Genomic DNA, 22,842 nt, shown 5'->3' on the forward strand with positions numbered 1-22,842 from the left:
TGATATGAAACATTCTTTTGATGCGTTGATGCAAGAATTTCCAATGGTTGCCATTCTTCGTGGGATTAAGCCTGACGAGGTCATTGAGCATGCTCAAGTTTTAATAGGTGCTGGTTTTCGTCTAATTGAAGTGCCACTTAATTCGCCTGATGCCTTTACCAGCATTCGCTCTCTTCAGGAAAAATTCGGTGACCAAGTATTGATTGGCGCTGGTACTGTTTTGACCATGGCGCAGTTAACCGAGCTGGTCGACACGGGGGCAAAATTAATGGTTTGTCCGCATACCGATGTTGAATTGATTAAAGCCGCGAAAGTGGCAGGTTTGTATGCAATGCCGGGATTTTTTACCGCGAGTGAGGCTTTTTCGGCACTGCATGCCGGCGCTGATGCGGTAAAACTGTTTCCTGCCGAAGCCTTACCAACAATTAACGTAGTAAAAGCATTAGGCGCAGTTATTCCTACCGAGACTTGGTTGTGTCCTGTTGGTGGTGTTACGCCAGATAACGTGGCGGACTATTTAAATGTTGGCGCTCGTGGTTTTGGTTTAGGTTCGGCTTTGTATAAAAAGGGTCAATCGGTCGAAGTCACTAAAACGAATGCAGAAGCCTTTATGGCGGCTTGGAAGGCTTTTCAAAAATAGCTCTCTTTAAGTAAAAAGCAGAGATAGGAGAATAAAAACAATGAAGCAAATTAGTACTCAACGACATCAATTAGCCGAAGGGCCATTTTGGAGTCAGTCAGAACAAGCTCTGTATTGGGTTGATATTCCTGCCTGCCAAGTGTGGCGCTGGCATCAAGAGTCTAATGAATACCAACATTGGACTTTGCCGAAAAAAGTGTCTGCGGTATTCACTACTCAAAGTGATCGATTGTTGGTGGCTTTGGCGGATTCTGTTGCGTATTTAGATAAAGCGACAGGTGAATTAGAACACTTATGTGACTTAGATACCGATATTCCTGGTAACCGCAGTAACGATGCCAAATGTGACCCAAATGGTGTGTTATGGCTTGGTACCATGGACGATGCTGAAGAAAGTGCATCGGGCCGCTTGTGGAAAATCACTCCTGAAGGCAAAAAGACACTCATGTTGGAGGGGGTTGGTATTTCCAATACACTGGCATGGGACGAGTCTCGAGGACGTTTTTATTTTGGCGATTCAATGACTCGTAAAGTGCACGTTTTTCCGTATCCAGAGTTTTGTGATGTGCGCAGCCAAAACCCATTTTTTGAAGTGAAAGAAGGTATTGGGGCTGATGGCTCTTGTATTGATGCCGAAGCCTGTATATGGAACGCAAATTGGGATGGTTCACGCATTGTACGCTACAGCCCAGAAGGTGAAGTGTTGCAGACGATTGAGCTGCCGTTCTCTAAGCCGACAAGTTGTGTGTTTGGTGGTGCGGACGGCAATACACTGTTCATCACGTCGGCGAGTGTTGCCACAAGTGAAAGCGAATTAGCAGAAAAGCCGTTGTCCGGTCATGTTGTGGCTATCGATTTAAAGGTCGCGCTGGGTCTTGATGTCACCGGTGAACCAAGTCAGCCATTTGCTGGATTTTAGCTGTCTAGCGTATATAACTAATTTTTATAAAAAAGCCCGCTCAAAGAGATTTGAGTGGGCTTTTTTATTGTGCAAAAAAAGGTAATGTTATATTATTACATTTTTGTGTTTCATGGATAATACGGATATGAAAGTAATGCCTTTTTATAAACGAATACTATTTTGTAGCTCTATATTGTTTGGGCTGCTGGCGGTGACGGCCTGTTCGGGACCTACATCCTCTAACACTGTGTCGATTAGTGCGGCTTTTGAGTTTACCAGTCTAGATCCTTCAAAGAACGGTTATATATTTAGTCGTATGCAAGTGGTGGAAACTTTGTTGGATGTTAATGAAAAGGGCTTGCTTATTCCGGCTTTGGCAAAGGATTGGCAGGTGAGTGAAGACGCAAGAACCTGGACGTTTGATTTGCGTGACGATGTTTACTTTCACGATGGTACTTTGATGAATGCTGAGGCTGTTGTTAATAGTCTTTTGATTGCTCAAACGAAGCATGGAGCATTGAGAAATGCGCCAATCAACAGTATTTCTGCTGCGGGAGATTCTTCTGTTGTTATTTCACTGTCTCGACCTTATACCTTGTTGGGGGCGGTGTTAGCGAATTATGCAAACGGCATTTTATCTCCTGCAGCGTATGGAAATGATGAGGAAGTCTTAGCGCTATCTGGCACAGGTCCATATAAAGTTTTTCAGTTTGCTCCGCCGCATAAGCTTGTCGTTGAAAAGTTTGATGATTATTGGGGCAAAAAAGCCAGTATTCCTTTTGCTAGTTATTTAACCGGTCATCGTGCTGAAAGCCGTGTCTTACAGGCGAAAAGTGGTCAAGCGGACATTGTTTTTGGGTTAGATCCTGCCAGTCTACCCTCATTACAGCGCATGGATATTTTAACTGTCTCATCGAACTCAATTCCTAGAACCATTGTATTGAAGTTAAACAGCGGACATCGCTTTTTGAATGATGTCCGTGCCCGTCAAGCGCTGAGCTTAGCTATTGATCGTAAAGGGATAGCAAAAGGTGTTCTGCGTATTCCTGGCTCTGAGGCCGAGCAGATATTGCCTGCCTCTATGTCTAATTGGCATTTGGATAATGTAACTAGTGAGACTGAATCGGAAGTTGGCACACCTGAGTCATTGTTGTCCTCTTTGGGTTGGAATAAGAATGCAAATGGTATGCTTGAGAGAGAGGGTGAATTATTTGAACTAACACTGATTACCTATGCTGATAGACCTGAATTAACAGCGGTAGCAACGGCGATCCAAGCCCAGTGGCAAGCTATTGGCGTGACAACTAAGGTAGAAATTACTAATTCAAGTGCGATAGCAATGGGCCATCAGGATGGTTCTTTAGAGGTGGCGCTTATCGCGCGGAATTATGGTTTTATTGCTGACCCTTTGGGTGTGATGCTGTCTGATTTTGGATCGAATGGCGGTGGTGATTGGGGAGCGATGAATTGGAATAATAGCGCGTTAAGTGCCGATTTAATGACGTTAGAACAAACCTCCGATCCTGTATCATATAAAGAAATTGCCCAGCGCAGTGCTCAAATATTGTTTAACCAGCGACCGATGATTCCTGTTTCTTCCTACGTGCAGCAAACCTCTGTTAATAATCGCATTAAAGGATTTCGATACGACCCTTTTGAGCGCAGCTTTTATTTGAATGAAATGGAGTTTGTAAAACCATGAAGGCCATGCTGTTAAAAAGGCTTCTGCAGCTGATTACTGTGGTGTGGGGGGTTGGAACTTTGACCTTTATTTTGATGCGTTCATTACCTGGTGATATGGCTTATCGAATAGCTGCCAGCCGATATGGACAAGACAATGTAAATTCTGAAGCTGCGGCATTGGTGCGCGCAGAATTACAGTTAGATCAAAGCCCATGGGTGGCATATTGGCACTGGTTGACGGATCTTCTTCAATTCAAGCTAGGTGACTCGTTAGTGAGTGGCTTGCCAGTGATGGATTCTGTCCAGCATATGCTGGGGCATTCATTGTTGTTGGCTCTTTCTGGGCTGATGTTATCTGTGTTAATTGCGGTGCCACTGGGGTTACTTAGTGCATGGCGAGGTAATCCGCTGGACTCTGTCTTAATGGGATTATCGAGTGCGATTCGTGCCATGCCTGTTTTTGTTGTTGGTGTATTGCTGCTTTTATTCTTTGCTTTGCATTGGGGGCTATTCCCGGTCGCCGGTTTTGGAACTCCTGCCCACCTTGTTTTGCCTGCTCTTACTTTGGCTATTAGCTTGGCTGCAGTGTCGAATCGCGTGGTAAGAGACTCTGCTAAGCATACTTTTCAGGCTGCTTTTTATCGTTTTTCTCGGGTAAAGGGCTTGTCTGAATGGCAAACCTTTCGACAGCATGGTGTGCGCAATATTGCTGTGCCTGTGGTGGCGTTCTTTGGTATCCAATTGGTGAGTATGATCGAAGGGATTGTAATGATTGAATCATTGTTCTCTTGGCCAGGAATAGGTCATGGTTTGGCCCATGCTATTTTTGCTCGCGATATTCCAGTAATTCAAGGATCCGCTTTAGTTATGGGGGTATTGTTCGTTTTGCTTAACACCTTGGTTGATATTATTTGTTTATGGATTGACCCAAGGGGAGCGAAAGCATGATGAAGATGAAAAAATCCCAATGGGTTGGTTTGGCTATCTTATTAGCGTTGTTGGCGTTTTCACTGGGGGGGATGGCTTTTTCTCCTTATAGTATTTCTCAGCAAGATTTGAATGCCATTATGGAATCGCCTTCTGCAACCCATTGGCTTGGTACTGACCATTTTGGTCGCAGTATGTTTACACGTATGGCGCATGCTGTTGGTCTGTCTTTCGGGTTAAGTCTGTTGTGTATGTTCACTTCTTCACTGGTTGGAACGGCATTTGGTGTCTGGTCTGTTTGGGGAGGCAAAAAGGTTGATGTTGCCATGGGAATTGTGGTGAATATACTCCTTGCTTTACCGGGTTTGGTGGTTGTATTGCTGTTTGCTGCGATCGCTCCGGGTTCATTCTTGGTGTTGTATTTGGCGATTTCTTTGGTGCAGTGGGTGGAGTATTTCCGAGTAGTGCGTGCTGTCACACAAGGCGTAATACAAAGCCCTGCAAGACAATCGTCACAGATGATGGGCTTTGGCCGTTGGTATCAGTTTAAGCGTCATATTTGGCCAGCTATTTCTCCATCAGTATTTACCTTGGCAGCCTTTGGTGGCGCGAATGCGATTTTAACCATGGCATCATTGGGCTTTGTGTATGTTGGTATTCAACCTCCGCTGGCTGAGCTTGGCTTAATGACGGTTGAATTGTTTCCGTATTACAGCGAAGCGCCTTGGTTACTCGCTCAGCCCTTGGTAGTGATTGCTTTGATGGTGTTTGCATTTCATTTATTGGCAGGAAAACGAGCATGAGCGTATTACTGAAATTAACCAATGTGGCTGTTTATGTGGGCGACACTTGTTTGTTGGAGCCAATGTCGTTGGAGCTAAAGCAAGGCGAGCCACTTACTATTCTGGGCCAAACTGGGTCCGGTAAGAGTTTACTGGCACAAGCCATTATGGGTCTATTACCTGATGGTTTAACGGTGTCTGGTGAAATAGAAACTTTTGGTAAAGTGATGACGATTGAAGAGCGTCAAGCTTTGTGGGGACGTGAAATGGTCATGTTGCCGCAAGAGCCTTGGCATTCGCTGGACCCTTTGATGAAAGGGGTTGATCAAGTTAAAGAGGTTTATCGGTTTGTACGTGGCAATAGTGCAGAAACGTCGCTTGCTATGGCGGAAGACGATCTAGGACAGGTCGGTTTGGTAGGTAACGGCCATAAACGTCCTGATGAACTGTCGGGAGGTATGGCACAACGTCTCGCGATTACTGCGGCCACTGCTGGTGGGGCGCATGTGATTTTGGCTGATGAGCCAACCAAAGGGCTTGATGTGTCTCGTCGTGATGGTATTGTGCAGCTGCTCCAGGCCCGTTCGAATCTAGGCAGTTTGCTGACTATTACTCACGATGTGTCGGTAGCCCGTCAGTTAGGCGGTTTGCTATTAGTAATGAAAGAAGGGTGCTTGGTGGAGAAAGGTGAGGCGGCAAATCTTCTGGATAGTCCTCAAGACCCTTATACCCGAGAACTTATTGCAGCAGAGCCGAGTGCGTGGTCAGATATTGCTCCGCCTATTAGGCGTGCAAGCTCGCACGACCTTCTTGTTGCAGATAAGTTAACTTTAGAACGTGGAGGGCGCGTCTTATTTGAAGGCTTGTCATTTACCATCAAGCAAGGAGAAGTGGTTGGCATTGTCGGTGACAGTGGCTGCGGTAAATCATCGCTTGGCGATGCATTGCTTAATTTGTTGCCTGTTTCGGCTGGCAAGCTTACTCGTTTTCATAAAAACGCTAAGCCATATCAATGGCTGAAATTGTATCAAGATCCACCATCGGCGTTTTCATCTAGTGTGTCTCTGGGGCAATTATTGGATGATTTAGTACTTTTGCATGATATTGATAAAGCGCGTATTGCTCCTTTGATGACTAAATTGAAACTACCAGCAGGGATTTTAGAACGTAATTGTTTGTCGGTATCCGGTGGTGAATTACAACGCTTTGCCATATTACGCGCCTTGTTGCTTGATCCTGTTTTTCTGTTCGCAGATGAGCCGACATCACGTCTAGACCCGATTACGGCTAAGGAGGTAACGCAGTTATTGGTAGAGTTGGCCACTGAGGCGAATTGCGCGGTGTTGTTAGTGAGTCATGACCCTGACCTTATTCAGCGAACTTGTCATCAAGTTATTGCTTTATAAGTTAGGTTAAGGATCTGTGGTATTAGGTAAGTGCGTTCAAATGCACTTGCTTAATATCTGCAGGTTACTTCTATTTAGTATTGAAACTGTTAAATACACTGGCTTAAGGGGGAGTTTAGGTTTCACTTTTGTGTTGTCTATGATCTAATTTTTCTAATTAAATGGCTTTATTTAGGAAAATTTTATGTCGTTCAAAAAAACTTTCTCTGTTGCTTTAGTTAGTGCTGCTGCAGTTGTTGCATCGACTGGCGCTTTTGCGTTTGAAGACTATTGCACGCCCAAACTGGACATTTATTTGAGCAATGTTCAGAAGACGGTGGATTCTGAGCATGTGTCAGATCGCCAAAAAGACGTAGCTCAGAAAATCTTAGATAAAGTTAAAGCAAGCCGTAATGACACTAAGGATTGTGTTCTTATCGATAAGTTACTGCCTTAACTTAAGAATCTGATGCAGCAAAACTTTTATTTTCTGTTATGTTTTATAGGTAGCCTAGTAGGATGAGGAAATCTATAAAGGCTTTTAGCTAAGCCGTTAAGGGGAAATAAATGGACCCATTACAAGCTGCTTTGAAAGTTGCTAGGACTCTTCTAGGGATGTCTTGTTCTGGCTTGCTTCTTGAAAACGGCCGTATTGTTATTTCAGGTGAAACACATGGCGTTGATTTTTCTGATACCTCATTCCGTAGCCAAGTGTTACATTCTTCTCGAGAATTTAATTTAAAGCAAACCGATACGGCTTTCCCATTTTTTTCTGATTATCCTCAAGTTTCCAGTTACCTTTCTGAGTTTTTCCCTCTTTATGGGGTACGTTTGTTTTTTATAGACGTGGCTCCCTGTTCAATTGATGAGTTGGGTTTTGATGCACATATCCATGATTTGGCCGATGTTTTTGCTGGATTGTTAGCGCCAGCCCTCAGCCAAACTTCAAGTGAATGCGTGGAGTTCGTGAAATATGAAGAGCTTTTAAGTTTAAGCAATAATATGCCTGTCTATATGGCCTTGCTTGACCGTAATTTACGCTATCAATTTGTGAATAAAGCCTATGAACAGCGCTTCAGGCCATCAGATGACGGCTACATAGGGAAATCTGTAAAAGACCTTGTGCCAGCGGATATGTTTACGAAGGTTGAACCTAAATTAAAAGAGGCGCTTCAAGGTTCAACGGTGAAATTTCATTATGAGGTTGACTATACAGGTGATGATGGTGAAGTTAGATTTAATAAATCGTCATATATTCCTCGAATAGAGCAAGGGGAAGTGACGGGGGGTTATGTTTGTGTGCAAGATGTTACCCGTCAAAGACGAACACTTGAGACGTTGCGGCTCTTACATGAGGTGACAGCTGATTCAGAATTGTTATTGGATGAAAAGTTACAAAAAATCCTCGAAATTGGCGTTGAGCAATTCGCACTTCCAATTGGGCTTATTAGTTCGATTACTGGTGATGTCTATGAAGTTCAATATAGTCAAACTCCAAATGGCGAGGTGCTCCCTGGAGCACAGTTTGATTTAGGTAACACTTACTGTGTACATACGTTAGGCAGTAATACTCCAACCTCTTATTTTCATACGGCAATTAGCGACATTAAAGAGCACCCTTGTTATGCGAATTTTGGCTTAGAAGCTTATATTGGGATGGTCCTGTATATTGGAGGCAAGCGTTGGGGGACATTAAATTTTTCGAGTCCGAACCCCAAAAAACACCCATTCAGTGAAGACGATAATGAAGTTATGAAGTTGTTGGCGCAATGGATTGGTAATGAAATGACGTTGGAGCGGGATAGAGCGATACAGGCTGAGTATGAAAAAGAGTTGCGAGAGCAAAAAATATTCTTCGAATCGCTTTTTGTGAATGCGCCTGAAGCAATTGTCATGGTAGGGGCTGACCGTGAAATAAAAATGATTAACCCTGCTTTCACTAAGCTGTTTGGTTATGAGCTTGCGGAAGTAAAAGGTAAAAGTACCAAGGTTCTTTACGCCGAAGAACGTGATTTTATTAAGCAAGGCAAGGCGTATTACAATGATGTTGAAGATGTATTAAATCGTTACCGTGTCAGCTATAGGCATAAATTAGGAAAAGTTTTTCATACCGAAACAATTGGCAATATGTTTAAAAGTGCCGATGGTCGACTGGGTGGATATATTGCCCATGTACATGACGTGACTGAACGATTAGACGTTGAAAGGAAGATGATCGACACCAACCTTCGCCTGTCTGTTGCGGCTGATGCGGCTGGCATTGGTGTTTGGGAGCTTGACTTACAAAGCGATAATTTGCGCTGGGATGAATGGATGTATCGGTTATACGGCACATCCAAATCGGCTAATGTGTCTCCGCTGGTTGTTTGGGATGATTGTGTTTTTCCTGAAGATAAACTTATGCTCAGTGAAGTATTTAGCAATTTAGACCGAAATGCCTATTTTACCGCGCAAGAAGCATCTTATATCTCAGAAAATTTAGATTTCGATTTCAAAATTACACGCAAAGATGGGCAAACCCGTTACCTCAAGTCCAATGCGATTCTAGTATTGGACAAGTTAGGTCATGCGTCACACCTTATTGGTGTCAATATGGACATCACATCGCGTAAAGAAACGGAAGTGTTGTTACGCGAAGCAAGTAAGCAAGCACTCGCCGCGAGCAAAACCAAAAGTGATTTTCTTGCCACAATGAGCCATGAAATCCGAACGCCACTAAATGGTGTGTTGGGTATGGCCGAATTACTTTCTGGGACTTCTCTTAATCCTGAGCAAACAGAGCAATTAAAAGTGTTGCAAGAATCAGGAGAAGGGCTTTTAAATCTTATTAATGATTTGTTGGATTTCTCTAAGATTGAAGCAGGCCATTTGTCAATTGAGCGAGTAGATTTCAATTTAGAGAAAAGCATTTACGATGTTGTTCGGATGCTGGTAATAAAAGCCGAAGAGAAGGGTATAGATTTATTGGTTCAATATCATGAAAGCTGCCCTAGGTTTTTGGTTGGGGATGTATTTCGTATTAAGCAAATTCTTACTAATTTGATCAGTAATGCAATTAAATTTACCAGTGTTGGGCATGTGCTGGTGACTATACACGGCACTGTAGATAAGAAAGGAATAGCGTCAATGACAATGAGTGTATCAGATACGGGGGTCGGCATTGATAAAAGCGTTCAGCCGTTATTATTTAATGCCTTTGTACAAGCAGATAGCTCGACAACTCGTAAATTTGGTGGCACGGGCCTTGGCTTGGCTATCACAAGGCAGCTTATTGATTTAATGAATGGTGATATCGCTTTGGTAAGTGAACCTGATGTAGGCTCTACTTTTACTGTCACTTTATCTTTACCCGAAAGTCATGCTATCTCTCATATCGATGCTGTTATCAATGAAAATTTGTTGATTGGTAAGAAAACATTGATTGTTGATGACAATGAAACCAATTTAACTATTTTGAAAAATCAGCTCCGCTCATGTGACATATATGCGGATGCTGAGATCAATTCGGAGAATGCTTTGCACAGGGTGAGTCAGGCAATAGATGATGGGGTGCCATATCAAATAGTGGTAACGGATTATATGATGCCTGAATTGGATGGTTTGATGCTTACTCGACTTATTCGTGAAGCAAGTGGCTCTAATCGCCAGCCGATTATTTTAATGACAACATCAGCAGGTATATTGTCCAGCGAGGAGCTGTCTGACGCGGGGGTTAATATTAATGTCGCAAAACCAATGACGGGATTTATGCTTAAAAAAGGCCTTATTTCTGCTTTGTCTACTCACTTTATTGGACGTCAATATTCTTATTTAGATGAAAAAGACCACTCTGCTGAGGTTGATTCGACGATAAAAGGTCTGGGTGAGGATCAAAAACGGGGATTAATCTTGGTTGTGGAGGATATGAGGGCGAACATGGCTGTTGCGAAAGGCATATTGGAGCGTATGGGGTTTGATGTTGTTGGTGCTGAAAATGGTGCTGTTGGTATTGAAATGTGGGAAGCTCATCAACCCGACCTAATCTTTATGGATCTGCATATGCCTGTTATGGATGGACTTTCTTCTATGCGTCATATTAGACAAGCTGAAAAAAGTGCAGGTCGTAAGCGTGTCCCTATTCTGGCGTTAACGGCGGATATTATGCCTGAGACATTGCCCGAAGTTTTTCGATCTGGTGGAGATGGTTTAGTCCCTAAACCATTTAAACAAAAGGAGTTTATTAGTATGTTAGACAAATGGTTACCAGCCAGCCAAACACCAGATATGGGTGAAGATCAATCTATGTTATCGGCCAGTTCAGCTTTTGATGTGCAATCAGATGTTATTATCGATGAGACTGCCTTAAATGAATTAAAAGTGATATTGGGGGATGATTTTGTATTATTAGTCGAGGCCTTTTTTGCAGATGCAGACAGCATCCTTGCTTCGTTTGATAAAATACTGATGAAAGATGATGGCGTAGATTGTGGGCTCATTTCTCGGCTTGCTCATAGTTTGAAATCTATTAGCCAAAATGTAGGGGCCATGACAATGTCTTCAATGGCTGCACAGCTTGAGAGAGAAGGTCGTGAAGGCGATGTTCCTGAGTTACATTTGAAGTTAAGAGAAGTATTAGCAATGTACCGCGAAGTGAAAAATAAACTACAGGATATGCTGTCATGCCAATGAAAGTATTAATAGTTGATGACACTAATACAGATCGTTTGCTGCTTAAGTTGCATCTATCGAAGTTGGGTTACCGAACGATAGAGGCTAGTAATGGTAAAGAGGCCATAGAGCAATTTATAGCGAATTCAGATGATTTGGATCTGATCTTAATGGACGTGCAAATGCCTTATTTGAATGGTTTTGATGCGGTCCGGTCTATCCGTGATATACAAGAACAACAAAAACAGGAATGGCTTCCTGTGATTTTTTTAAGTGCGAGTGCGGAAGACGATGATGTTGAAGATGGCATTTTAGCGGGTGGTGATGATTACCTTATTAAGCCTATTAGCCAGAAAATTTTGTCAGCTAAAATGTTAGCTATGCAACGTATTGCAGATATGAGACGACGGTTAGTTGAGTCTAATTTAGTGCTTGAAGAATTGGCTTCAACTGATCACTTAACGGGGGTTGCAAACCGTCGTGCTTTTGAGGTTATGTTAGAGCGAGAAATGTCATTTACGCGCCGCTATGGTGTACCTATGGCGTGTGCGATATTTGATCTTGATAAGTTTAAAATGGTCAACGATACCTACGGTCATGACGCGGGAGATGCCGTGCTTGTGGAAGTAGTACGTCGCATCACGAAAAACCTAAGAGATGGTGATGCTATTGGCCGTTTAGGAGGGGAAGAGTTTGGCATGATTTTGCCTAAAATGCCTGTGGATGAGGTACTTGCGGCGTTTGAAAGATATCGCGCAATTGTCGCAGAGCACCCTGTAATACATGAGGGTGTTGAGATTCCTATAACGGCCAGTATTGGTGTGGCAGGATATACAGGAAAGAAAGAAGATAAACTTGCTCTACTAAAGCGTGCCGATGAATGCTTGTATGAAGCAAAAGAGACGGGTCGCAATAAAGTCGTATATTACGCAGGATAAGCCGATTTATTCTGCGTAATCATCATTTAAGCATAAAAGGCCGACAATCTTATCGACTGTCGGCCTTTTATGCTTTCTATTTAGCTAAAGTGTTTAGGCTACAGCAGAATCTGTATTTTCAATAATCTTCTGATTTACTGTGGCTAATAGTGCTTGGATAGAAGCAGATACAATGTCGTTGTCGATGGCAACGCCATTGTAACGATCACCGTTGATGTTGGCTTGAACATAAGCGATCGCTTGTGAATCACTGCCGACAGTCAATGCGTGCTCTTGGTACTGGATAATATCCACTCTCATATTGAAGTGCTTACCTAGTGCTTCGCTAAAGGCGGACAATGCGCCGTTACCGTCACCAGTAATTTTGACTGAGGTATTATTACCGACCAAATCTGCATGAACGGTATCTACGTCATCTTTTGCAAGGTCGTATTTGCCCAATTTATATGGCGTTGTTCCCGTCATGAAGCTGCTTTCGAACAAGTCTTTCATGGATTCTGCGTTGACAACACCACCGTCTTTTTCCGCAAACTGCTGAACAATAGGGCTAAACTCTACCTGCAACCAGCGTGGTAATGCCAAGCCGTATTCTTGCTCAAGAGTATACGCAACACCGCCTTTGCCAGACTGGCTGTTCACGCGAATGACTTCTTGGTAGCTACGACCGACATCGCGAGGATCGATTGGCAAGTAAGCCACGTCCCAAGGTTTGTCGTCTGTTTGGTTGGCTAAGCATTTTTTAATCGCATCTTGATGAGAGCCAGAGAAAGCGGTGAACACCAATTCACCTGCGTATGGGTGACGCGGATGAACTTGTAGCAAGGTGCATGCTTGAACCACACTTATGATGCGGTCCATATCGCCCAACGCCAACTCTGGATCAATACCTTGGCTGTATATGTTCATCGCCATAGTAACTATGTCCATGTTGCCTGTGCGCTCGCCGTTACCTAGCAATGTGCCTTCAATACGGTCTGCACCAGCCATTACGCCTAATTCGGCTGCCGCTACGCCACAACCTCGGTCATTGTGTGTATGCAAGCTTACAATTATGCTGTCACGTTGTTTAACATTACGGCAGAAATACTCAATTTGGTCTGCGTAGCGGTTAGGAGTAGATACTTCTACCGTAGCTGGCAAATTGATAATAATTTTGTTGTCTGGCGTTGGTTGCCAAACATCTGCTACTGCATCGCATACTTCAATGGCGTAGTCGATTTCTGTGCCAGTAAAGCTTTCAGGTGAGTATTGGAATACCCACTCTGTTTCTGGGTGCTTAGCAGCATGTTCTTTTACGCATTTAGCGCCATTTACTGCGATCTTTTTAATGCCTTCCATGTCCATACGGAACACTTGTTCACGCTGTGTTGTAGATGTCGAATTGTAAACGTGGACAATGGCTTTTTTGGCGCCTTTTAATGATTCATAGGTGCGCTCAATCAATTCTGGGCGCGCTTGAGTCAATACTTGGATGTAAACATCATCTGGCACTTGATCTTCTTCGATCAACCAGCGGACAAAGTCAAAATCCAATTGAGAAGCGGCAGGGAAACCCACTTCAATTTCTTTAAAGCCAACATCTACTAGTAGGGCAAAAAATTGTTTCTTTTGTTCCACAGTCATTGGCTCAACCAAAGCTTGGTTGCCATCACGTAGGTCGACACTAGACCAAATTGGGGCTTTAGTGATTTCTTTGTCAGGCCAAGTACGGTTTGCAATAGCGACTGGCTTGAATGACGTGTACTTTGTATGGTCAAAAGACGACATGATCTTGTCCTTATTAATAGGAGGTCGGTAAACCCCGTTGTTATTTGCGCGTCTTGAGTAGACGCTTTCTTTTGTTAGCATTTTTTATTTCTTCAGTTTGTATAGTGTAAACAAAAAAGATGAGTAAAAGATTGCGTTTTTTATGGAATTTTCAATTCAAATAGCATTATATTGCGTAACTAAGAATAAAATTAGCGATTTGGAGTTGCGATAATGGGTTTTGATAAAATTGACTTGAGTATATTGCGAGAGTTGCAGCAAGATTCTAGCTTAACTAATCAGGACTTGGCTGACCGGGTTGGTTTGTCCGCCTCACCTTGTCTGCGGCGAGTGAAGGCGCTTGAAGACATTGGAGTGATAGACCGTAAGGTGACTATTTTAAAAAAGTCTAGCCTGGGTCTTAAGTTGACCGCGTTTTTGCAGATTAGTATGGACCGACACACACCAGATCGATTTAGTGTGTTTGAAGAAGAGGTGGACGCTTTTCCAGAAGTGAGAAATTGTAATTTGGTGACTGGACAAAACTGCGATTACCTATTGGAAGTCGTGGTCGAGGATATGGAAAAGTACCATGATTTTTTGTTAGGAAAGCTGACACGTATACCAGGTGTCACGGGTGTGCAGTCGAGCTTTTTGTTGCGTAGTGTGAAAGAGAGTACTGCTTTGCCTTTGGATCATCTGATTTAGAAGGTTTTTCCTTATTTAGCATTGATATTTTTGCTTTCGACCAAATTAATGGATGTTATACTATTACAGTGAAAAAAGTCCCTAGTAGAGAAGATGTGATGAGCGATTTGACAATTAAGCGTCGAGTGATGATTCCCGTGAGGGCTGGCGACGTGATGGCGGAGTTTATTTCCTTTGATGGTGATGACTCAGGCAAAGAACATATTGGGATATTTTTTGAAGGAACACAGACAAAAGACGTCAATAGCATTCCGTTGGTTCGTCTGCATTCAGAGTGTTTGACCGGTGATGTCTTTGGTTCTGGACGCTGTGACTGTGGTGAGCAATTAGACGAGGCCATAGACCTTATTAATGAGCAGGGCGGGTACATTCTTTATTTACGCCAAGAAGGTCGTGGTATTGGCTTATACGCAAAACTGGAAGCGTATGCTTTGCAAGATAAAGGCTATGATACGTATCAGGCCAACGAGATGCTGCATTTGCCAGATGATGGTCGTGATTTTGGTGTGGCAGCAGAAATGTTGAAAGCACTAGGTGTTAATAAAGTGCGTTTGTTGACCAATAACCCAGATAAAGCGCAACAACTTATCGAGCACGGAATTTCCGTTGCTGAATTAGTACCAACAAAAGTACATGTTAATCAGCATAATCGTTTGTATTTAGAAACCAAAGCGAAGCGTAAACTCCATACATTGAAGTTTGATTGACTTTCGTAATGTGCAAAGTGAAAAACAAGAAAGGCGCTTTAAGCGCCTTTCTTGTTTTTGTTGCTAATTTATTTAGCCTTTATTTTTTGCTTGGCGCTGGTTTTTTCTTTTTCTTCTTGCTGCTTGGCGAACGAGCTTTTGTTTTTGCTTCTAGCCCTTCTATACGACCAAATTTAATATTGGCTTGCATGAAGCGCTGAATCTTCTCGATCATTGGTAAATCGTTAATATCGATTAATGAGATGCAATCACCAGGCTCGCCTTCACGTGAAGCTCGACCTGCGCGGTGAATATAGGAATCCGCTTTGCGTGGTAGACGCAAGTTAATTACTGTGTTGATTTCAGGAAGATCGATACCGCGAGATGCCACATCGGTTGCGACCAATACTTGCAAGCGGCCACGTTTCATTTGTTTCATGTGCTCGCTGCGGTCGCCTTGTTTCATTTCACCGTGCAAGCCATCACACATTAAGCCCATTTTGCGAATACGTTGAACCCATACATCTACGTGCTCCCGATTAGAAACAAAGAGTACGGCTTGTTGAACGCGTTCTTGTGTTAATAAATGCTTTAGTATGGCTTCTTTGTGTTCTTCACTATCGACTCGGTAGGCCAATTGACGAATTTGGCTCGGTACCGTGCGTGCAGATTCACCAAGGCGAATCTGTTGAGTTTCGCTGTTTAATAGCGCGCTAGCAAAGCGGCCCATTTTTTCGCCCTCTAATGTGGCGGAAAACATTAGCGTTTGGTGTTCTGTTGGTAACTCTTTGGCGATGTGGTTAATGGCATTAACGAACCCCATATCTAACATACGGTCAGCTTCGTCGATAACAAAGTAAGATACGTCTGTTAAGTCTAGCCATTGTTTATCGTCTAGTTCGACAAGTCGGCCAGGGGTGGCGACCAAAATATCACATGGTTCGCTTAGTTGTTGCTGCTGCATTCCATAGGGTGTGCCACCGATAATTAGGTGAGACTGAATGCGTGTGTGTTGCGTTAGCTGTTCTACGACATTGAAAATTTGGCGTGCTAGCTCACGACTTGGCGCTAAAATTAGTACTTTTGGCGCCGTAGTAGATTGCTCATCACGGTCAAGAATATGTTGAATGGCTGGTGCACAAAATGCGATGGTTTTGCCTGTGCCAGTTGGTGCGGTTGCAAGGAGATCAGAGCCATCTAAGGCAATTGGTATTGCTTGTTCTTGGATTTCCGTTGGGGTTTCAAAACCAAGATCACTAATGGCTTGTTCTATGGTGAAATCCAGATCTAATTCAGCAAATGACATGTAAACTCTCTGTAGCGGGATAAGTAGCACGACCAACTATGGATATCATCAATTAACTATGAATCGCATAATGAATTTGGGCGTAGGACCACTATAATGGACTGTAATGTCAATCATGATACCTTGTTTTCTGAGGATTCGAAATCTAAACCTCTGAAGTTGGCTTGATAAGTTAGACCCTTTGTATGCTTTGCTCTAAAATACATTCAAATATTGATAAGAAGACGATTTATGTTGCTCTCGGATGAATTGGTCACAACCCAGACAATGACATGGGTAAAAGAGTTTATTGTGGCATTAAATGTCTGTCCTTTCGCAAAGCGCGAAGTGGAGAGAGAAAGTGTGCGTTGTGTAGTGTTGCGATCAAAGAAGATGGATGTGGCATTAGAAGAATTAATGTCAGAGATTCAGTGGCTGGATGAGCACCCTGAGACGGAAACAACATTGCTGATATTCCCGACGCTATTTAAAGATTTTCATCGTTATTTGGATTTTGTCGAAACGGCTGAAGATCTTATGTTTGATCAGGAGTGTGAGGGGGTTTATCAATTAGCCACATTCCACCCTGATTATTGCTTCTCTGGTACGGAACCTGATGATGTTTCTAATTATACCAATCGTTCACCTTACCCAATGCTGCATTTATTGAGAGAAGCGAGTGTGGATAAGGCGATTGAGTTTTATGGCGATACAACAGAGATACCAAATCAAAATATTGAAAAAATGGAAGAACTTGGGAAATCTGAATTAGACGTTATATTTGCTGGTTGTATGAAAGCTGATAATGACTAACTTATGATTTCGAAATGAACTATATTGTGCTTATCAATGAAGTGCGTATAGTGCGAAAAAAAATGCTTGCCGGAGAATTCATGGCTACACAAATTGGGCGCTTAAATACATTAAGAGTCGTTAAAGAAAAAGATTTTGGTGTGTATTTGGACGCCGATCAACTAGGCGAAATTTTATTGCCTAAACGTTATGTGCCTAAAGGCGTTACGGTAGATGACGAGGTAGAGGTATTCGTCTATTTGGATTCAGATGATAAATTGATTTCAACCACTGAATTTCCCAAGGCTCAAGTTGGAGAGTTTGCTGCGTTAACGTCAATCGCAGTAAACCAAGTCGGGGCGTTTTTTGATTGGGGTTTACCTAAAGATTTATTGGTGCCTTTTAGTCAGCAGAAAAACCGAGTTGAGGAAGGTGAAACGCATTTACTTTTCATCTACCTAGATCAAACCACAAATCGCATTGTGGCGACAACTAAAGTGGATGCCTTGCTGAACCGTGAAGAAGCGCCTTATCGTGTGGGTGATAAAGTGTCTATCATTATTGGTGATAAGACAAATATTGGTTTTAAGTGTGTTATTGATAACCGTTTTTGGGGTGTTTTGTTTTTTGAAGATGCATTTAGGCAGCTTCGAAAAGGTGAAAAGACAGTGGGCTTTATTAAGCAAATGCGCGAAGACGGGAAAATTGACTTAAGCTTGCAAGAAGTTGGCTACAAGAAAGTACGTAATATACTGGATGATATTCTGGACTATTTAGATGCTCATGGTGGTGAGTCACCATTGACAGATAAAGCGTCCCCAGAAGCCATTTATGCAGTGTTTAAAGTAAGTAAAGCTACCTATAAAAAAGCTTTGGGTGCGCTTTATAAAGAAAAGAAAATTTTGCTAACGAAAGAGAAAATCTCCAAAATCTAGTGTTATATGATTTGATAAAAAAGCTGCTAAGGAAGACTTAGCAGCTTTTTTTTGACCTCTTCACGCTGTTCTGCATGAGCGATACCATCAAAAAACAAGCGTTGCACAGGCAGTTCAATAGGGCTGTTATCAAGTAAAAAACCAGAAATGAAACTGTTTTCAGTTTGGCGTTGCAATCGGATGTCTTCATGCATTGATGATCGATTTAGGCGGGTTAGTTGAGCAATGGTGTGAACTCTGTTCTTGAGGTTGTCTTTAGTTAGGTGTTGGCTTTCTTGTATGTAACTAAATTCTGGGTGGGTAAAGATACTAGATAATTCGAAGAGGGTGGCGTCGATAAGTGGTTTGTATTCGTCATTTAAAATGTCGCCATTATGGATGTTGAAGATGGCAGTAATAGGGTTAATTACGGCATTTACCGCCAGTTTTTCAAGAATTCGTTGGTGAATGTTAATAACCGTCATGCCTTCGATTGGAAATTCTTTGTCTGGGGTTGTGGGGCGCCATTGACCAAAGTAGGTGTCACCTAAGCCTGTGTGCTTAATGTGGTTGGCTTCAATTTTGAGTACGCCTTCGCTGGTGGTGCCAGCCCAAAGGGTTTGTGTTTCTAGTAGTTTGTTTTGAAGTTCTTCTTGCGCCCCTATGCCATTACAAAGGCAAGCAATATCTGCATCGTTTGTAATGTGTGCTTCTACTTGGGTGAAAGCATTTGTGAGGTCAAAAGACTTAGTGCAGATTAGCACTTTATCGTATTGGTCGGCTAGCTCTTCAGCAGTAAAGCTTTTGATTTTATGTTTGGTCGTGCAAACCTGCTGTTGACCTTCTTCGTCAGTAAGCGATTCCAAGGTGATTTTCTTCCCAGGGCTCTCTGATCGATACACTAGATGGACTTTATTGCCGAGTTTTTCTAGCTTACAAGCCCAAAAAAGGCCGATAGCGCCAGCGCCGATGACTAGCCAAGGCGTATTCTTCATAATAGGTTTCCATTAGGTGTTTTATTTCAATCCCTGTTATTATCGCTCCAAATTACCTTATTGAAAATGCAAAGGAGCAGAAAATGCCATCATTTGACGTAGTATCTGAGTTGGATTGGCACGAAGTCAGCAACGCAGTCGATCAGGCTAACAGAGAAATTACAACGCGTTATGACTTTAAAGGCGTGAAAGCGCACTACGAAATTAAAGACAAGAAAAACGTTGTCATGGAAGCAGAGGCTGAACCTCAACTTCGCCAGATGTCTGATATTCTAAATCAAAAATTGGTTGGCCGTGGTATTGATTTGAAAAGTTTGGAAAAAGAAGATGTTGTGAAAGGAAATATGCGCGCATCTCAAGCGGTGAAAATGAAAGAAGGGCTTGAAACGGATGAGGCGAAAAAGATCGTGAAAATGATTAAAGACAGCAAAGCTAAAGTCCAAGCACAGATTCAAGGTGATCAATTGCGCGTCACAGGTAAGAAACGTGATGACCTGCAGCAAGTAATGGCGCTTTTACGCGGAGCTGATTTGGCGCAGCCGGTTCAATTTACTAATTTTAGAGACTAAAACTATTTTTTACGGAAGCGCTGCTAAATATTTAGTGGCGTTTTTTTATTTCAGTGTCGTGTGTTCATTCAGGGTGAGTTTGTTGCCAATAATGATCCAACCTTCTTTTTCCAACTTTTCTTTCTGTCTCAAATAACCATCTGTATTCTCTGCGAAACTGATTCGTCGTTGAGCATTAACTACACGGTGCCAAGGTAACTTGGTGTCTTTAGGAAGTTTCTTCATTAGTTGTCCTACTTGTCTCCCATAACCTGGAAAGCCAGATTGCTTGGCTAATTCGCCATAAGCTATGCAGCTTCCATATGGTATTTCACTTAAAATGAGGAGTACTTGCGATTTAAAGTGCGTCATTGCTTGATTAATCAAAGGTATGCCCATAGATAGAGATCAGTAAACGAGTTTGAGTATGACATAAAGAAGGTGAATATGAGATTTGCGCTTTTACTTTTTATTCTAGTGCCCATTGTTGAAATGACCGTACTGATTCAGGTCGGTAGTGAAATTGGCGCATTGGCAACAGTAGGTTTAGTGTTCCTTACGGCAATTATAGGTGTCACTTTAATTCGTAAGCAAGGTTTAGAAACGTCATTAAAGGCACAAGAAAAAATGCGCCGTGGTGAACTTCCTGCTGCAGAAGTGGCAGAGGGTGTGATGTTGGTGTTTGCAGGCCTGTGTTTGCTGATTCCTGGTTTCGTGACGGATGCGATTGGTGCGTTATTATTAGTGCCACCGTTAAGAAAGTTATTTGCAGCAGGTTTGATTGTTAAGTTTGTTAGTTCAATGATGGCCCGTGGCACGCAGTGGCGTGGCGGCCAACGGTATGGCTCAAAAGATGAGGGCGATATCATTGAAGGTGAATATGCTAATGAAGATAACGACTTAATAGATAAAAAATAATTTTTTGTTTGGGTTGAAATACGGATTACTAGCCGTATATAAAACTTCGATAGAGATTCTTGCTTTTATAAGTAAGAGCAGTCCTGCCAGGGGAGTCCTGGTATTGTTTTAATTGGAGAAAATGATTGATGAATATTCGTCCTTTGCACGATCGTGTCGTTGTTCGCCGTAAAGAAGAAGAGACAACAACCGCATCTGGTATCGTTCTGCCTGGATCTGCTACAGAAAAGCCTACACAAGGCGAGGTTTTGGCTGTTGGCACTGGCCGTATTCAATCTAATGGCGACGTGCAAGCGTTAGCTGTTAGCGTTGGTGACACTGTGTTGTTTGGTCAGTACTCAGGTCAAACAGTGAAAATCAATGGTGAAGAGCTACTTATCATGAAAGAAGATGAAATTTACGGCGTTGTTGAAGCCTAAATCATCTTTGTAGTTCATATTCGATTTGTAACACTTAAAACAGTTTAAAGGTATAAAAGAATGTCAGCTAAAGAAGTTAAGTTTGGAGACAGTGCACGTCAGCAAATGCTGAAAGGTGTAAACGTTCTTGCGGATGCAGTTAAAGTAACTTTAGGTCCAAAAGGCCGTAACGTTATTATCGAAAAATCTTTTGGTGCTCCGCTTGTTACTAAAGACGGTGTAACTGTTGCAAAAGAAATCGAGCTTGAAAATAAGTTCGAAAACATGGGCGCACAAATGGTGAAAGAAGTTGCCTCTCAAGCCAATGATGTTGCTGGTGATGGTACAACAACAGCGACAGTTCTTGCGCAAGCAATTGTTGCTGAGGGTTTGAAAGCTGTTGCTGCGGGCCGTAATCCAATGGACCTTAAGCGTGGTATCGATAAAGCCGCTGCTGCAGTAGTAAAAGAAATTGCTGATTTGTCTACTCCTTGCACTGATACTCGTGCTATTGAGCAGGTTGGTACTATTTCTGCAAACTCTGACTCTTCTGTTGGTAAGATCATTGCTGAAGCAATGGAGCGCGTTGGTAAAGAAGGCGTTATTACAGTTGAAGAAGGTTCAGGTTTTGATGACGAACTAGCTGTTGTTGAAGGCATGCAGTTCGATCGCGGCTACCTATCTCCTTATTTCATTAACAACCAAGAAACGATGAGTGCGGAACTTGAAAATCCATTTATCCTGTTGGTTGATAAGAAGATTACTAACATTCGTGAATTGCTTCCTGTATTGGAAGGTGTTGCGAAAGCGTCTCGTCCTTTATTGATTATTGCAGAAGACGTTGAAGGCGAAGCGTTGGCGACATTGGTTGTCAACAGTATGCGCGGTATCGTTAAAGTTGCAGCGACAAAAGCGCCGGGTTTTGGTGATCGTCGTAAAGCAATGCTTGAAGATATTGCGGTTCTTTCTGGTGCAACAGTTATTTCTGAAGAAGTTGGTTTGAGTTTAGAAACAGCGACTCTTGAGCAGCTAGGTACCGCGAAACGCGTTACTTTGACTAAAGAGAGTACAACGATTGTTGATGGTGCTGGTATTGCAGCAAACATCACAAGTCGTGTTGAGCAAATTCGTGCCGAAATTGCTAACTCTTCTTCTGATTATGATAAAGAGAAGCTTCAAGAGCGTGTTGCTAAGTTGGCTGGCGGCGTTGCTGTTATCAAGATTGGTGCTGCGACTGAATTGGCCATGAAAGAGAAGAAAGCACGTGTAGATGATGCACTTCATGCAACTCGCGCAGCGGTTGAAGAAGGTGTTGTTGCCGGTGGTGGTGTTGCTCTAGTTCGCGCTCTTACCAAAATCATTGATCTTAAAGGTGATAACGAAGATCAAAGCGTTGGTATCGCTCTTGCTCTACGTGCGATGGAAGCGCCAATGCGTCAAATCGTTATCAACGCAGGTGCAGAGGCTTCTGTTGTTGTAGATAAAGTTAAGCAGGGCGAAGGTAACTATGGTTACAACGCTGCAACTGGCGAGTATGGCGATATGTTGGAAATGGGTATCCTAGATCCAGCTAAAGTAACTCGATCTGCACTTCAAGCAGCGGCATCTGTAGCGGGTCTTATGATCACTACTGAAGCCATGATTGCTGATTTGCCTAAAGACGAAGCTGGTGGCATGCCTGATATGGGTGGCATGGGCGGAATGGGTGGTATGGGCGGAATGATGTAATTCCACTCTCATCCATTGAGATAAAAGAAACCTCGCTATTTAGCGGGGTTTTTTTATGCTTGACTGTGATTAGGCTGAGAACTTTTGGCGATGTGCTATAGTTGCTATTACCATATTTTGGTAGGGTGTTGTTTTTTTGACTATGAAAACGGTATGTTTTAAAAGTGAGAATTAGTCATTCAAAAACGTTACTTTTGGATTTTTTGTACCTCTCTTACATT

Annotated in this window: 21 protein-coding genes; 17 read left to right on the forward strand and 4 right to left on the reverse strand. The window is 42.6% G+C overall.

The genetic code is table 11. The annotated features are described in order from the left end of the window. The first annotated feature begins 4 nt into the window (after positions 1 to 4). From JSY38_RS18015 to JSY38_RS18055, 9 genes are all read left to right on the forward strand, one after another. The gene (locus tag JSY38_RS18015; RefSeq protein WP_205114572.1) at positions 5 to 640 is read left to right on the forward strand and encodes a 2-dehydro-3-deoxy-6-phosphogalactonate aldolase; all 636 of its coding nucleotides are present in this window, start codon (positions 5 to 7) and stop codon (positions 638 to 640) included. 40 nt (positions 641 to 680) lie between these two features. After that, positions 681 to 1,559 (forward strand): SMP-30/gluconolactonase/LRE family protein, encoded by an 879-nt coding sequence (locus JSY38_RS18020; protein WP_114412131.1) that lies wholly within the window; start codon positions 681 to 683, stop codon positions 1,557 to 1,559. Positions 1,560 to 1,686: 127 nt separating this feature from the next. Beyond that, on the forward strand, positions 1,687 to 3,243 hold the full coding sequence (locus JSY38_RS18025; protein ID WP_239544048.1) for an ABC transporter substrate-binding protein: 1,557 nt from the start codon (positions 1,687 to 1,689) through the stop codon (positions 3,241 to 3,243). Continuing rightward, entirely contained in the window at positions 3,240 to 4,172 is a 933-nt protein-coding gene (locus tag JSY38_RS18030) for an ABC transporter permease (protein WP_205114573.1), read from the forward strand. The genes JSY38_RS18025 and JSY38_RS18030 overlap by 4 nt, the downstream gene beginning before the upstream one ends. Continuing rightward, positions 4,169 to 4,954, forward strand: a complete 786-nt coding sequence (locus JSY38_RS18035; protein ID WP_239544051.1) for an ABC transporter permease — start codon at positions 4,169 to 4,171, stop codon at positions 4,952 to 4,954. The genes JSY38_RS18030 and JSY38_RS18035 overlap by 4 nt, the downstream gene beginning before the upstream one ends. Further along, positions 4,951 to 6,339, forward strand: coding sequence for an ABC transporter ATP-binding protein (locus JSY38_RS18040; RefSeq protein WP_205114575.1), 1,389 nt, complete (start codon positions 4,951 to 4,953; stop codon positions 6,337 to 6,339). The genes JSY38_RS18035 and JSY38_RS18040 overlap by 4 nt, the downstream gene beginning before the upstream one ends. Positions 6,340 to 6,523: 184 nt before the next feature. Then, complete coding sequence (locus JSY38_RS18045; protein ID WP_114412136.1) at positions 6,524 to 6,775, forward strand: hypothetical protein; 252 nt, start codon at positions 6,524 to 6,526, stop codon at positions 6,773 to 6,775. A 110-nt stretch (positions 6,776 to 6,885) separates the two neighbouring features. Next, a complete protein-coding gene (locus JSY38_RS18050) occupies positions 6,886 to 10,986 on the forward strand; it encodes a response regulator (RefSeq protein ID WP_205114577.1) in 4,101 nt (1,366 codons plus the stop codon). Next, positions 10,977 to 11,903, forward strand: coding sequence for a GGDEF domain-containing response regulator (locus JSY38_RS18055; RefSeq protein ID WP_205114579.1), 927 nt, complete (start codon positions 10,977 to 10,979; stop codon positions 11,901 to 11,903). Before JSY38_RS18050 ends, JSY38_RS18055 begins: the two co-directional genes overlap by 10 nt. 93 nt (positions 11,904 to 11,996) lie before the next feature. Here the strand turns inward: JSY38_RS18055 and leuA are convergent, their stop codons facing one another. After that, positions 11,997 to 13,670: a 2-isopropylmalate synthase gene (gene leuA / locus JSY38_RS18060; RefSeq protein ID WP_114412139.1), complete on the reverse strand. Its 1,674-nt coding sequence runs from the start codon at positions 13,668 to 13,670 to the stop codon at positions 11,997 to 11,999. Between the two features lie 213 nt (positions 13,671 to 13,883). Here leuA and JSY38_RS18065 point away from each other — a divergent pair, with 213 nt between their 5' ends. Further along, positions 13,884 to 14,357 carry an Lrp/AsnC family transcriptional regulator gene (locus JSY38_RS18065; RefSeq protein ID WP_114412140.1) on the forward strand — a complete coding sequence of 158 codons (474 nt, stop codon included), beginning with the start codon at positions 13,884 to 13,886 and terminating at the stop codon, positions 14,355 to 14,357. 98 nt (positions 14,358 to 14,455) lie between these two features. Further along, entirely contained in the window at positions 14,456 to 15,064 is a 609-nt protein-coding gene (gene ribA, locus JSY38_RS18070) for a GTP cyclohydrolase II (protein WP_114412141.1), read from the forward strand. Between the two features lie 79 nt (positions 15,065 to 15,143). On the opposite strand, the gene JSY38_RS18075 is transcribed toward ribA, so the two are convergent. Beyond that, a complete protein-coding gene (locus JSY38_RS18075; RefSeq protein ID WP_114412142.1) occupies positions 15,144 to 16,349 on the reverse strand; it encodes a DEAD/DEAH box helicase in 1,206 nt (401 codons plus the stop codon). A gap of 231 nt (positions 16,350 to 16,580) precedes the next feature. Here JSY38_RS18075 and JSY38_RS18080 point away from each other — a divergent pair, with 231 nt between their 5' ends. Continuing rightward, entirely contained in the window at positions 16,581 to 17,141 is a 561-nt protein-coding gene (locus JSY38_RS18080; RefSeq protein WP_114412143.1) for a DUF1415 domain-containing protein, read from the forward strand. Between the two features lie 80 nt (positions 17,142 to 17,221). Further along, positions 17,222 to 18,055, forward strand: coding sequence for a CvfB family protein (locus JSY38_RS18085; RefSeq protein WP_114412186.1), 834 nt, complete (start codon positions 17,222 to 17,224; stop codon positions 18,053 to 18,055). A 26-nt stretch (positions 18,056 to 18,081) separates the two neighbouring features. Here JSY38_RS18085 and JSY38_RS18090 read toward each other — a convergent pair whose 3' ends face one another. Further along, on the reverse strand, positions 18,082 to 19,029 hold the full coding sequence (locus JSY38_RS18090) for a ketopantoate reductase family protein (protein ID WP_205114580.1): 948 nt from the start codon (positions 19,027 to 19,029) through the stop codon (positions 18,082 to 18,084). A gap of 83 nt (positions 19,030 to 19,112) precedes the next feature. On the opposite strand from JSY38_RS18090, the gene JSY38_RS18095 reads away from it, so the two are divergent. Beyond that, complete coding sequence (locus tag JSY38_RS18095; RefSeq protein ID WP_114412145.1) at positions 19,113 to 19,598, forward strand: YajQ family cyclic di-GMP-binding protein; 486 nt, start codon at positions 19,113 to 19,115, stop codon at positions 19,596 to 19,598. A 45-nt stretch (positions 19,599 to 19,643) separates the two neighbouring features. On the opposite strand, the gene JSY38_RS18100 is transcribed toward JSY38_RS18095, so the two are convergent. Further along, positions 19,644 to 19,976 (reverse strand): MGMT family protein, encoded by a 333-nt coding sequence (locus tag JSY38_RS18100; protein WP_114412146.1) that lies wholly within the window; start codon positions 19,974 to 19,976, stop codon positions 19,644 to 19,646. Between the two features lie 48 nt (positions 19,977 to 20,024). Between JSY38_RS18100 and JSY38_RS18105 the strand changes: the two genes are divergently transcribed. The 3 genes from JSY38_RS18105 to groL all read left to right on the forward strand — a co-directional run bounded on the left by JSY38_RS18105 (position 20,025) and on the right by groL (position 22,621). After that, positions 20,025 to 20,495 carry an FxsA family protein gene (locus JSY38_RS18105; RefSeq protein WP_114412147.1) on the forward strand — a complete coding sequence of 157 codons (471 nt, stop codon included), beginning with the start codon at positions 20,025 to 20,027 and terminating at the stop codon, positions 20,493 to 20,495. 128 nt (positions 20,496 to 20,623) lie between these two features. Continuing rightward, positions 20,624 to 20,914 carry a co-chaperone GroES gene (locus JSY38_RS18110; RefSeq protein WP_024022707.1) on the forward strand — a complete coding sequence of 97 codons (291 nt, stop codon included), beginning with the start codon at positions 20,624 to 20,626 and terminating at the stop codon, positions 20,912 to 20,914. A 60-nt stretch (positions 20,915 to 20,974) separates the two neighbouring features. Further along, positions 20,975 to 22,621 (forward strand): chaperonin GroEL, encoded by a 1,647-nt coding sequence (gene groL / locus JSY38_RS18115; RefSeq protein WP_114412148.1) that lies wholly within the window; start codon positions 20,975 to 20,977, stop codon positions 22,619 to 22,621. Positions 22,622 to 22,842 lie beyond the last annotated feature (221 nt).

Origin of the sequence: Marinomonas foliarum (assembly GCF_016906065.1) — a bacterium.
Taxonomy (GTDB): Bacteria; Pseudomonadota; Gammaproteobacteria; order Pseudomonadales; family Marinomonadaceae; genus Marinomonas; species Marinomonas foliarum.